9 protein-coding genes are annotated in these 12699 nt (G+C 72.1%); 3 read left to right on the top strand and 6 right to left on the bottom strand.

Annotated elements, in window-relative coordinates; genetic code table 11:
* Positions 1 to 55 precede the first annotated feature (55 nt).
* Complete coding sequence (locus T328_RS17195) at positions 56 to 955, top strand: enoyl-CoA hydratase (protein ID WP_496496943.1); 900 nt, start codon at positions 56 to 58, stop codon at positions 953 to 955.
* 313 nt (positions 956 to 1268) lie between these two features.
* A complete protein-coding gene (locus tag T328_RS17190; RefSeq protein WP_496496942.1) occupies positions 1269 to 1910 on the top strand; it encodes an isochorismatase family protein in 642 nt (213 codons plus the stop codon).
* 236 nt (positions 1911 to 2146) lie between these two features.
* On the opposite strand, the gene pepN is transcribed toward T328_RS17190, so the two are convergent.
* The 3 genes from pepN to T328_RS17175 all read right to left on the bottom strand — a co-directional run bounded on the left by pepN (position 2147) and on the right by T328_RS17175 (position 9669).
* Positions 2147 to 4729: an aminopeptidase N gene (gene pepN, locus T328_RS17185; RefSeq protein ID WP_496496941.1), complete on the bottom strand. Its 2583-nt coding sequence runs from the start codon at positions 4727 to 4729 to the stop codon at positions 2147 to 2149.
* Positions 4730 to 5079: 350 nt separating this feature from the next.
* Complete coding sequence (locus T328_RS17180; protein ID WP_496496940.1) at positions 5080 to 6117, bottom strand: aspartate-semialdehyde dehydrogenase; 1038 nt, start codon at positions 6115 to 6117, stop codon at positions 5080 to 5082.
* Positions 6118 to 6345: 228 nt separating this feature from the next.
* Positions 6346 to 9669, bottom strand: a complete 3324-nt coding sequence (locus T328_RS17175) for a S8 family serine peptidase (RefSeq protein ID WP_496496939.1) — start codon at positions 9667 to 9669, stop codon at positions 6346 to 6348.
* Between the two features lie 375 nt (positions 9670 to 10044).
* Between T328_RS17175 and T328_RS17170 the strand changes: the two genes are divergently transcribed.
* Positions 10045 to 11817: a TIGR03767 family metallophosphoesterase gene (locus T328_RS17170; RefSeq protein ID WP_496496938.1), complete on the top strand. Its 1773-nt coding sequence runs from the start codon at positions 10045 to 10047 to the stop codon at positions 11815 to 11817.
* An 18-nt stretch (positions 11818 to 11835) separates the two neighbouring features.
* Here the strand turns inward: T328_RS17170 and T328_RS17165 are convergent, their stop codons facing one another.
* The 3 genes from T328_RS17165 to T328_RS17155 form a co-directional block, all read right to left on the bottom strand.
* The gene (locus tag T328_RS17165) at positions 11836 to 12108 is read right to left on the bottom strand and encodes a hypothetical protein (protein ID WP_496496937.1); all 273 of its coding nucleotides are present in this window, start codon (positions 12106 to 12108) and stop codon (positions 11836 to 11838) included.
* Between the two features lie 87 nt (positions 12109 to 12195).
* Positions 12196 to 12441, bottom strand: coding sequence for a type II toxin-antitoxin system RelE family toxin (locus tag T328_RS17160; protein WP_496496936.1), 246 nt, complete (start codon positions 12439 to 12441; stop codon positions 12196 to 12198).
* Positions 12438 to 12698 carry a type II toxin-antitoxin system Phd/YefM family antitoxin gene (locus tag T328_RS17155; RefSeq protein WP_496496935.1) on the bottom strand — a complete coding sequence of 87 codons (261 nt, stop codon included), beginning with the start codon at positions 12696 to 12698 and terminating at the stop codon, positions 12438 to 12440. The genes T328_RS17160 and T328_RS17155 overlap by 4 nt, the downstream gene beginning before the upstream one ends.
* Between the last annotated feature and the right edge of the window lies 1 nt (position 12699).

Genomic DNA, 12699 nt, shown 5'->3' with positions numbered 1-12699 from the left:
TCGCGCATCCGACCGCGAGGTTCCCGACCCCACGACACAGCGAAGGATGATGGCGATGATCCGCAGCTCTCTGCCTCAGCCGGTGAAGCTCGGTGAGCGGGTGACCTACGACGTGCCCGCCGAGCGCGTCGCCCGCGCGACGCTCACCCGGTCCGAAGCCGGCAACCTGGCGGATGTCCACCTCTTCTACGAACTCGACGCCGCGTACCGCCGCGCCGCGGCGGACGACTCGATCTCCGTGTTCGTGCTCGCCGCGGAGGGCGATGACTTCTCGCTCGGGCATGACGTCGAATCGCTGTTCAGCACCGACGGGATGAACCAGGTGACGCTGGAGGGCGGCCTTGGTCTCGGCGGTGTCGAGGGCGACATGGCCTGGGAGACCGAGGTCTTTCTGCAGTTGCACTGGCGCTGGCGCAACTTCCCCAAGCCGACCGTCTCCGCAGTTCAGGGGCGGGTGTTCGCGGGCGGCATGATGCTCATGTGGCCCGCCGACCTCATCGTGGCCAGTGCGGACGCGCGTTTCGCCGACCCGGTCACGGCGTTCGGCATCAGCGCCGTCGAGCTGTTCATGCACCCGTGGGAGTTCGGTCCCCGGCGTGCGAAGGAACTGCTGTTCACCGGAGACGTCCTCACCGCACCCGAGGCGAAGGAGCTGGGGATGGTCAGCCGGGTCGTCCCCCGCGACGAACTGGAGCCGGCCACGCTGGCCCTCGCCGAGCGGATCGCGACCCGCCCCACGGCCGGCCTGAAGATGGCCAAGAAGGCCGTGAACCAGACCCTGGAGATCCAGGGCCAGTGGAACGCGCTGCAGGCCGCCTTCGGCCTGCACACGCTGGGGCACGCGCACAACCGGATCGCGCACGACGGTGCCTACATCGACCCCGCCGGCTTCCCGCTGGTCAGCGACATCTGGGACCTCCCGAAGGAGTGGGAGGAGTCGAACGACGACTCCTGACGGCTCCTGATCCCTGCACAGCGGTCAGTGCCCTGACGGCCGCCCGGCCACACGGGAACGGCCTGCGGAGACCGTCAGGACACAGAAGTTCCCTTCCGGCAGGACCGTCACCGAAGACGAGGCGAGGAAGCTGATCTGACGGCACCTCGCAGGATGCCGTCCCGACGCCCGCCGGGATCAGCTTCCGGAGCCTTCTCCAAGATCATCCATGACCACGCAACCACAGGGGAGCCGCAGCGCCGCCGGCCGTGCCGGAGGTTTACGCGACGCCCGTCATCCCGATGCCCACAAGGCACTCACCGAAGGAAATGCCATGCCTACGACACCTCTCACCCCGCAGAACGCCGCAGTCGTCCTGATCGACCACGAAGTGGGCTTCTCCAACCTCGTCAAGTCCCACAACATCGAGGAGACGGTCAACAACACCGTCGCGCTGGCCAAGACAGCCCAGGTCTTCGATCTGCCGCTCGTGGTCACCGCGGCCCGCGAGAGCGACCCGGCCGGCCCGCTGTACCCGGAACTCAAGAAGGTCCTGGGCGACCACCCCGTCATCCACCGCGCCCCGGTGTTCGACGCGTTCGACAACGAGGAGTTCGCGGCGGCGATCGAGGCGACCGGACGCACGAAGCTGGTCATGGCCGGCATCCAGACCGATGTCTGCCTCGCCTTCACGTCACTGACCGCGCTCAACCGCGGCTACGAGGTCTACATCGTGGTCGACGCCTCGGGTGCCACTACCAGGGAGACCCACGACACCGCCGTCATGCGGCTGGTCCAGGCCGGCGCGGTGCCGGTGAACTGGGTCGCGGTCGCCTCCGAGATCCTGCGCGGTTGGGTCGACCAGCCCCTCGCACCCGCCGTCGGCGAGATCATCTACGAGCACCTGCCCTCATGGAACCACCAGCACACCCTGACGGCCGCGGCGGAGAAGTTCGCAGCCGCGTCGTCCGCGTAGGGCCACAGAGCACGACAGGAGGTGGCCGGCGCACCAGCGCCGGCCACCTCTCGCGCATACGGCAACGGTGTGGTGCCGAACCGCGTCCGGACACCGGCCCGGCAGGTCGTCCAGGATGACGCCGTCGTGGATCTCGGTCACCTCGCCGAGGCAGCGGGTGCGCCGGGGGGGGCGGCCTCGGTGAAGCCGCCCACCCCCGGGGCAGTCGGGTACCGCAGCGGGCCTCGGCAGTCGGGTCAGGAACCGGCGGCTGCGGCGTCGGCTTGTTGGGCGCGGAGGGCGCGTTCTACGCCGGCGCGGGACTCCGTGACCATGCGGCGCAGCGCCGGGGGCGGCTGGGCCTCGGCCAGCCAGGCGTCCGTCGCGTCCAGGGTGGCCTGGGAGACCTGCAGCGCCGGGTAGAGGCCGACGACGATCTGCTGGGCGATCTCGTGGCTGCGGGACTCGAAGACGTCCTTGACCGTGTCGAAGTACTTCGCCGTGAACGGCGCCAGCAGGTCGCGCTGGTCGGTCTGGACGAAGCCGCCGATCACCGCCTCCTGCACCGCGTTGGCGAGGTTGCCCTCCTCAACGACGTCCGTCCACGCCCGCGACTTCGCCGCCGCCGTCGGCTGTGCCGCCCTGGCCGCGGCGGCGTGGCGTTCGCCGGCCGCGGTCTTGTCGCGCTCCAGCTCCGCCGCGACGGCGTCGTCGTCGGCCCGGCCGGTGGCGGCCAGCCGGTGCAGCAGTGCCCAGCGCAGCTCGGTGTCGACGTCGAGGCCGTCGAGGGTGCGGGAGCCGTCGAGCAGGCCGGCGAGCAGGTCCAGCTGGCCGTCCGTGCGGGCGGTGCCCGCGAACGCGCGGGCCCAGGCGAGCTGGTGGTCACCGCCGGGCTCGGCGGCGTGCAGCCGGGTCTCCGCGGCAGCCGACCAGCGGGCCAGCCCGGTCGCGCGCCAGTCGGGCGCGGCGTAGAGGTCGAGGGCCAGCTTCACCTGGCGATGCAGGGACTGCACCACGCCGATGTCGCTCTCCTTCTCGATGCCGGAGAGGACGAGGTCCAGGTAGTCGCGGGTGGCCAGCTCGCCGTCGCGGGTCATGTCCCATGCCGACGCCCAGCACAGCGCCCGCGGCAGCGTGGTCTCGAAGTCGCCGAGGTGCCGGGTCACGACGTCCAGGGAGGCGGGGTCCAGGCGGACCTTGGCGTACGTGAGGTCGTCGTCGTTGAGCAGGACGACCGCCGGCCGGGGCCGGCCCGCCAGCTGCGGCACGTCGGTCAGCTCGCCGTCGATGTCCAGCTCCAGCCGGTCGGTGCGCACCAGCCGGCCGTCCTTCAGCTCGTACAGCCCGACGGCGATGCGGTGCGGACGCAGCACCGGCTCGCCCTTGGCACCGGCGGGCAGCGCGGGGGCCTCCTGGCGGATGGCGAACGACGTGACCACACCGTTGGAGTCGGTCTCCAGCTCGGGCCGCAGCACGTTGATCCCGGCGGTCTCCAGCCACGCCTTGGACCAGGCCGCCAGGTCGCGCCCGCTGGTCTCCTCCAGCGCGCCGAGGAGGTTGGTCAGGCGGGTGTTGCCGAAGGCGTGCCGCTTGAAGTACGCCTGCACGCCGCGGAAGAACTCGTCCTCGCCGACGTACGCCACGAGTTGCTTGAGCACGGAGGCGCCCTTGGCGTACGTGATGCCGTCGAAGTTGACCAGCACGTCCTCGAGATCGGTGATCTCGGCCATGATCGGGTGGGTGGAAGGCAGCTGGTCCTGCCGGTACGCCCACGTCTTCATCTGGTTCGCGAACGACGTCCACGCGTGCGGCCAGCGCGAGCCGGGGGCCTGGGCGAGGCAGGCGGTGGAGGAGTAGGTGGCGAACGACTCGTTCAGCCAGAGGTCGTTCCACCACTCCATGGTCACCAGGTCGCCGAACCACATGTGGGCCAGCTCGTGCAGGATCGTGTCGGCCCGCATCTCGTACGCGGCGTCCGTCACCTTGGAGCGGAACACGTACTGGTCGCGGAAGGTGACCGCGCCCGCGTTCTCCATCGCGCCGGCGTTGAACTCCGGCACGAACAGCTGGTCGTACTTCTCGAAGGGGTACGGGTAGTCGAACCGCTTCTGGAACCAGTCGAAGCCCTGCCGCGTGACCTCGAAGATCGCCTCCGCGTCCAGGAACTCGGCGAGCGAGGGCCGGCAGTACACGCCGAGCGGCACCGTCCGCCCGTCGCCCTCCCAGGTGCCGTGCACCGAGGCGTACGGCCCGGCGATCAGGGCGGTGACGTACGTCGACATCCGCGGCGTGGGCGTAAAGCGCCACACCCCGTCCGCCGGCTCCGGCGTCGGGGAGTTGGAGATGACCTGCCAGCCCTCCGGCGCGGTCACCGTGAAGGCGAACGTCGCCTTGAGGTCCGGCTGCTCGAAGCTCGCGAACACCCGGCGCGCGTCGGGCACCTCGAACTGCGTGTAGAGATACGTCTCCCCGTCCACCGGGTCGACGAAGCGGTGCAGCCCCTCACCCGTATTGGTGTACGCGCAGTCGGCGACGACCCGCAGCTCGTTCTCCCCCGCGCGCAGCCCCGGCAGGGCGATCCGGGAGTCGGCGAAGACCTCGGCGGCGTCGAGCGCGGTGCCGTTGAGCACCACCTCGTGCACCTCGGGGGCGACGAGGTCGGCGAAGGTCTCCGCGCCCTCCTCGGCGGCCGAGAACCGCACCGTCGTCACCGACCGGAAGGTGCCCCCCTCCTCGGCCTCCTTGGCGCCGGAGATGTCGAGGTCGATCTCGTACGCGTCCACCTGCAGCAGGCGCGCGCGCTCCTGCGCCTCTTCCCGGGTCAGATTCGTGCCAGGCACCTGGGCTACTCCTTTACCGTTCCTATGGACTGAGCGGGAGTGGCTCTACTCAGCCGCACGCCCCGAACGGTCTTGAGCGTACTGGTCCCCGGCGTACTCAACCCCGGGGCAGCTACACGGATCCTGTCCGTGGTCCGATCCCGGGAGGCCGGTTCCCTCACGACCTGGCCATATGGGCACGGCCAGAGGCGACGGGGAGGCCCCGAACCATCACTCCGGTGGAGCGGGGGCCCCGCACGCTGGCGCCCTACCCGGCGTCCCAGATCGCACGATCACCGTAGCCCGAACGGCCGAGGACACCGCAAGCCCACAAGCCGACCATCACACGATCGAGTCACACCGCCTCAGCCTCAGGGCCGGTGCTCCGCCGCCACCAGCTCCGCGATCTGCACCGCGTTCAGCGCCGCGCCCTTGCGCAGGTTGTCGCCGGAGAGGAACAGCGCGAGCCCGTTCTCCGCCGTCTCGTCGCGCCGGATGCGGCCCACGTACGACACGTCCCGCCCCGCCGCGCCCAGCGGCGTGGGCACGTCCGCGAGCGCCACGCCCTCCGCACCGGCCAGCACCTCCGCGGCCCGCGCGGGGCTCAGCGGCTCGGCGAAGCGGGCGTTGACCTGCAGCGAGTGCCCGGTGAAGACGGGGACGCGGACGCAGGTGCCGGAGACCTTCAGCGCCGGGATCTCCAGGATCTTGCGCGTCTCGTGGCGCAGCTTCTGCTCCTCGTCGGTCTCGTCGAGCCCGTCGTCGACGAGGGAGCCGGCCATCGGCAGCACGTTGTACGCGATCGGGGCCACGTACTTCGCCGGCTCGGGGAAGTCCACCGCCGAGCCGTCCCGGGTCAGCTTCGGCGCCTCGTCGCCGGCGGCGCGGACCTGCTGGAACAGCTCCTCCACGCCCGCCAGGCCGGAGCCGGAGACCGCCTGGTAGGTGGCGACGACCATGGCGACCAGGCCCGCTTCCCGGTGCAGCGGCTTGAGCACGGGCATGGCGGCCATCGTGGTGCAGTTCGGGTTGGCGATGATGCCCTTGGGGCGGTCGGCCACCGCGTGCGGGTTGACCTCGGAGACCACCAGCGGCACGTCGGGGTCGCGGCGCCACGCGGAGGAGTTGTCGATCACGACCGGACCCTGCGCCGCGACCTTCTCGGCGATCGCCCTGGAGGTGGCCCCGCCGGCGGAGAACAGCACGATGTCGAGCCCGGAGTAGTCGGCGGTGCCGGCGTCCTCGACCGTGACCGTACCGCCGGGAGCGCCCTGCCACGGCAGCGTGCGCCCCGCGGACCTTGCCGACGCGAACAGGCGCAGCTCGTCCACCGGGAAGGCCCGCTCGACGAGGATGTCGCGCATCACTCCGCCGACCTGGCCGGTGGCTCCGACGATTCCGATCTTCATGGCACTCCGTTCACAGGTGCTTGCGGGCTCCGCCCAACCATGATGCCGGGCGCCGGGCGGCGGACTCCAATCGTTTCCCCTGCCCGGCCGCCCGCCCCCGGGCGCACCCGCACAGTGAACTGAGACGCACGCCACAGGGGCGGGACACCGGTGGCCCGGCGTCCCGCCCCCGCGGGTTCCTTCAGGACGTACGTATGGAACACGGCGCCCGCACGGAACGTGTCCGCGCTACGGCACCACCGTCCCGATCCGCACGCTGCCCGCGCCCGCCGTCGTACCGCGGTCGTTCTGCAGCTGCACCTCGCCGAAGAACTCGCGCCCCTCAGGACCGGGCGCCGCCACCGTGACCTCGGCCGCGACCTCCGCGCTCTCGCCGCTGTCCAGCCGCACCGGCTCGTCGCCGACGCTCACCTCACCCAGCGCCGGGGAGAAGTACACGTCGCGGTAGTCGTACTCCGTCGTGCCCGCCGGCACGTCGTAGGCGAAGACCTCCACCGTGTACGTGCCGGGCTCCGGGTCGGCGATCGAGACCGCCTCCTCCGAGTCGGCGTCCGCCGCCTGGCCGACCACCTCGCCGTCGCGGTAGACCGTCAGGTCCAGGTCCGCGTTGGCGTCGGAGGTGGCGCCGATCACCGCGTCCAGCCGGGTGACGCCCTCGGCGACCTCGATCGTCGTGGTGTTCGTCGCGCCCGCCGCGACGGTCGGGCGGTCCGACAGGCCGGAGCCGAGCGCCCCGCCGGCGAGCTTGCCGTTCAGCGGGGCGAACCCGTTGGTCACCGTCCACTCCACCGGGCTGGGCTCGCCGACCTTCGCCTCGTCGATCGTCTGCACCTCGGGGTCGAAGGCCGCGCCGAGCGCGGTCGCCTCGACCGTGAACGGGTTGTCCAGCTCCGGCGAGGTACGCCGCGACTCGACCTCGATCTCCCACACGCCCGGCATCGGGTTCTCGTAGGAGCGCAGGTCGGGTCGGCAGGTGTTGGCCGGGTTGTCGTAGTTGTTGTAGCAGAACGGCGTTGACGAGTCGTCGGCCGGGACGCCCCACGGGTCGATGGCGATCCAGCGGGTCTGGCTCTTGCCCGTGAGCCCGCTCATCGCCACCTCCAGGGTCTTCGCGCCCTCGGGGACCTTCACGAAGTACGAGCGGGTGGAGTTGCGCTGCACCTCGTTCGACACCTGGTAAGCGAACGCCGGCTCCGCCAGCTCCTGCGAGCCGACCACGGTCGTCAGCACCCGGTGGTCGATGCCCTCGGTGCGCTCGCCGTCGACCAGCAGCGCGGCGCTGTGCAGCCCCGCCGACCGCGGCTCGGCCCGCACCTCGACGGTCAGCGGCTTGCCGCGGCGCAGCGTGACGTCGTCGTCGCCGAGCAGCGTGAACGTGCCGTCGTTGCCCTGCCACCGAAGCTCGTGCGGCGTGCCACCGGCCGGACCGGTCGTGCGGGTGAGGGTGATCTCGTACGTCTCGGACTCGCCCCGCGCCGGGCCGCTCTCGCGGTCGTAGACGCCGGTGCCCACGCCGGGGGTGGCGAGGAAGCCGTCGAGCACGGTGTCGACGGGCGCCGCGACCTCGTACTCGTACGCCGTGGCGCCGTCCTCCAGGGAGTCCCAGGCGTCGACGATGTCGATCCGGCCGGCGCCCTCCGCGTAGGTCTGCACGCCGGGGATGTGGTCGGCGGTGGAGGTCAGCGCGGTGCGCAGGGCGTTCGGGGTGACGTCGATGCCCTCCCGCTCGGCGGCGGACAGCAGCAGTGCCGCGGCGCCGGCGGCCTGCGGCGAGGACATCGAGGTGCCCTGCAGCATGCCGTAGCCGGGCGGCAGTTCGTAGCCGGCCTCGGCGACGGGGGAGCCGGGCTGCCAGGTCGGGATGGTGTTGACCGACGCGCCCGGGGCGGTGATCGTCGGGGTGGCGCCGCCGTCCTCGCGCGGGCCGCGGGAGGAGAACGGCATCATCGCGTACGCCTTCTCCACGCGGCTGCCGTAGTTCGCGGCCCAGGTCTCGCGGGAGACGGCCGCGCCGACGCTGATGACGTCGTCGGCCAGCCCGGGGTCGCCGATGGTGTTGGCGCCGGGGCCGTCGTTGCCCGCGGAGATGACGAGCTGTACGCCGTACGTGTCGATGAGCCGGTTGTACAGCTCGGCGCGGGCGTTGTTGCCGTCGTTGAGCGGCGGCAGGCCGCCGATCGACATGTTGACGATGTCGACGTTCCGGTTCGCGACCAGGTCGATCATGCCCTCGGTGAGCGCGACCGCGGTACAGCCGCCGCTCCAGGTGCAGGCCCGGGAGGAGACGATCTTGGCGCCGGGCGCGGCGCCGTCCATCCGGCCGCCGAAGAGGCCGTTGGCGGCGGTGATGCCGGCGACGTGGGTACCGTGCGCGCCCTCGACGACGCCGATGTTGACGAAGTCCTCCTTCTTGCCGATCCAGTCCCCGCCGTACGGGTCCATCGGCACGTCCTTGCGGATCTCCACGACGAACGGGATCGCCTCGGCGATCGCCGTCGCCGGGTCGTCGGCGCCGAAGTAGGCGAACGTGTGGTCCTCGCCGTACGGCGCCATCGGCTTGTCGTTCGTGAAGTCGCCGTCGTCGCCGAGGTCGACGCGGACGGTGCCGGCCTGCGCGTCGTACAGCAGCGCCCAGGAGTCGGTGGTGTCGCCGTCGCGGTTCAGGTCGCCCTGCATCTCGCCGCCCAGCGTGGCGTTCTCGCTGAAGAGGCTGACGGAGTAGGCGCCGCGCGGGGCGGTGTACTCGCGCTCGTTGAAGGTGAAGGACGGGCCGGAGACGTCGGTGACCATGGCCCGCCAGGTGCGGTCGTTGTCCACGATCGGGTCGGTGGCCGTCACCCAGTCGGTGATCTTGCGCTCGCCGGTGGTGGTCGTGCGCAGCGCGGGGTGGGCGAGGTCGACGCCGGAGTCGAGGACGCCGATGGTGATGCCGCGGCCGTCGGCCTTCGGGTGCTGCCTGACGAAGTCGACGGCGCCGGTCTCGTGGGCCGGCTGGTACGGGTTCGTGGCCGGCGTCGAGCGGTCGGGCGCCGGGTACGCGCCCTGCGCGCCGCCGCCGGTGGTCCCCTGGGCACCGGCGTCCGGCCGCGGGTCGGGCAGCTCGATCTCCTCGTTCAGATCGATGCCGTGGACCGCGGACAGCTTCGTGGCCTGCTCGATGGCGGCGTCGGCGCGGCGCGTGGGCACGGTGGCGCGGACGTAGCCGAGCTTGTCGTGCGTACGGCCGACGGAGGCGCCGCGTACGCCGCGGAAGGTGCCGGCGACCTCGGCCGCCTCGCCCGGCTCGACGGCGACCAGCAGCGTGACGTGCTTGTCGCCGTCCGCCTTGGCCTCGGCGAGCAGTTCGGCGTCTTTCGCGCCGAGTTTGTCCGCCGCGGCCTTCGGCCGCTCGGCTTCCGCCGGGCCGTCCGCGGCCTGGGTGGCCGCTGCCATCGACTGGCCCGTCGCGGTGAGCGCGGCGGCCAGCCCGGCCGCCAGGGCTATTCGGGCGGCGGCTCGCGGCCGTCCGCCCCCCGGTATGCGACCGGGTGTGCGTCTGGGAGAGATCGACATCTCTGGTTAACCCCCACCTGTGTGGAAACCGGCATCCGGTGCCGACTGTCCGCATATCTATCAGCAAGTCACACGCGCGCGGGGGGAGTTGCGTGTGGCGGATTGCGGCGTTGGCGCAAAGCCGCCAGGCGGGGGTGTGAGGCACGTTCCCGCCGCGGTGAACCCACGGTGACCGTGGCCACTCGAACGGGCGAGGATCGCGTGTCCATTGCGCGGTGTTTTAAGCCGGTGAAGGTATTTGTGGGCTTCCCGGTCGCCGTCGTTCCGGTTGCGTTAAGTAGCAGGTCACCCGGCGTGCCAAGGCTCCGAGTGTACGGGTGCTGCGCTGCTCTGCACCCGCGTCGAAGCCTCCCGCTCGTCCCCTCAGGAGCGCCGATGCACCGCGAAACCACGTCCACCAGGCCCCCGGGCCCCCGCCGGCGCGCCGTCCTCCTGGGCGCCGCGGGGGCCACGGGCATGGCCGCCGGGCTCGGCCTGGCCCTCGGCCCGGGCCAGCCGCAGGCGACCGCGCGGTCGGCCGGGCCGCCCGCGCTGGCCGCGCGCGCCGGCGGGCGCGGGTTGACGCCCGGCCGGCCGCCGGCGCCGTCGTCGGCGGGCACCACGATCCGTACGACGGCGGCGGCCGTGGGCAGCGAGGGCTACCGGCAGCTGACGGAGGGCGCGGGCTGGCCCCGTGTCGTACGCACCGAACTCGCCCCCGCGGGCCCCCGCCGCGCGGAGCGGCGCACCGCGCTCACCGCCTTCGTGCAGCTCACCGACCTGCACATCGTGGACGTGCAGACGCCGCTGCGCTCGGAGTACTTCCGGGAGCGCGCGGGCGACGGCTGGCGCCCGCAGGAGGCGCTGAGCGTGCCGGGCGCGGTCGCGCTCATCGAACGCGTCAACTCGCTGACCGTCGGGCCCGCGACCGGACTCGCCCTCGGCTGCGCCGTCACCACGGGCGACAACACCGACAACAACAACTCGCTGGAGCTGGAGTGGTTCCTCACCGCGATGAGCGGCGGGCGGATCGTGCCCAACAGCGGTGACCCGGCGTCGTACGAGGGCGTGCAGAACAGCGGCGTCGACCGGTACTGGCACCCGCAGAGCCGGCTGCGCGACGCCGACAAGGCGCTGGGGTTCCCGCGCGTGGACGGCTATCTGGAGGCGGCGATCCGGGAGGTGACGAGCCCGGGGCTGCAGCTGCCGTGGTACTCCACGGTCGGCAACCACGACCTGTTGCCCGGCGGTTGCTACGCGGCCCGGCAGCCGTTCTTCGCGGAGTACGCGGCCGGTGACCGGAAGCTGATGACGCTGCCGGAGTCGATCGCCGGGCCGCTGTTCGACGCCCTGCGGGCGGGCACGGACCCGAAGGGGGAGGCGTTCGCCGACATGCTGCGCACGCAGCGGCACCTGATGCGGACGGTCACGCCGGACGAGCGGCGGGTGCCGTTCACGTCGCACGAGTACGTGGCCGCGCATCTGCAGGAGCGCTTCGCCGGGGCGGGTCCCGTGGGCCACGGCTACACGGAGGCCAACCGCGCGTCGGGCGACCTGTACTACGACTTCGCGCTGAGCGAGACCGGCCCGGGCGTCGTCGGCATCAGCCTGGACACCACCGACCAGGGCGGCGACTACCGCGGCTCGGTGGGCACGGCGCAGCTGCGGTGGCTGGTGCGGAAGCTGGACGAGCACCGGGACGCGTACGTCATCGTCTTCAGCCACCACACCAGCAAGTCGATAAACAACACGACGCCGGACCCCTTCCGGCCGGACGACGAGCGGCACACGGGGGCGGAGCTGCTGGAGGTGCTGCTCGCCCACCGCAACGTGGTCGCCTGGGTGAACGGGCACAGCCACCGCAACGAGATCACCGCGCACGGCGACGCGGGCGGCGGGCTCTGGGAGATCACCACGGCCTCGCACGTGGACTTCCCGCAGCTGGCCCGGGTGGTGGAGCTGGCGGACAACGGCGACGGGACGGTGTCGCTGTTCACGACGCTGATCGAGGCGGCGGCCCCGTACCGCGTGGACCGCGACGAGCTGGGCCGGGCGGGCCTGGCGTCCCTCTACCGCGAACTGGCGCTCAACGCCCCCCACTCGCCGCGCCGCCGCGCCTTGGCGGGCACGGCGACGGACCGCAACACGGAGCTGCTACGCACCCGTTGACCCCGGCGGGGCCCCGGGTCACGCCGGGAACATCGCCGTGGCGTTGACCCAGCTGCCGGTGACCGCGCCCGCGCGGTCGGAGGCGAGGAAGGCCGCCAGGTCCGCGATCTGCTGCAGGCGGGGGGAGGCGGGGAGCATGCGGAGGTTGTCCAGGGTGTCCAGGACGCCCTGGAGGGCGTCCGGGGTCGCCATCGCCGGGTTGACCGCGCCCAGCTTCTCCGGGGTGAGGGTCTCCGGGAAGCCGGCCCCCCAGAGGCCCTCGGCGTAGAACGCGCCCTCCGCGCCCAACAAGCCGACGCCGCAGCCGCCGGGTCCTGACCCCGGCCCCGTTGGCCCGTCCCGGCCGCCCGTGGCCGGGACGGGGGACAAGGTGCTCGCTCAACGCACGCGCCCGAGATGGATGACGCTGACGCGGACCTGCCGGTCGCCGATCTCGTACATCACGCGATAGTTGGCGACGTGGATGCGCAACAGGCCGGCACTGCCGAACGCCCCGCCGGGGCGCGGATCCTCGGCGAGCCGGTCGACGGCGGTGAACACCTGACGTACCCCGTCGGGGTCGTCCTTGGCGAACCGCTCCGCCTGGGCGAGTGCCTCGGGCTCCCAGATGACCTCGTACCTCACGCCTCACCGCCGCCGAACACGCGGCGGTACGCCTCGTCATGAGGGATGCCGGCGTCCTCACCGCGGGCCTGGCGGGCTCGGTAGGCAGCCAGCGCGCGCAGCTCCTGCAGCTCCAGGGCATCGGCGGGGCTGATCAGTACGGCGACGGTATGCCCATGGTCGGTGATGGCGATCGGCTCACGGGTGGCGCTGACCTCGCGGGCGATGGCGCCCAGCCGGGCACGGGCTTCCACAATCGAATACGTCGTCTCCGTCATG

It is taken from the genome of Streptomyces sp. CNX435, assembly GCF_059570575.1.
This window is presented reverse-complemented; position numbering and strand designations above follow the sequence as displayed.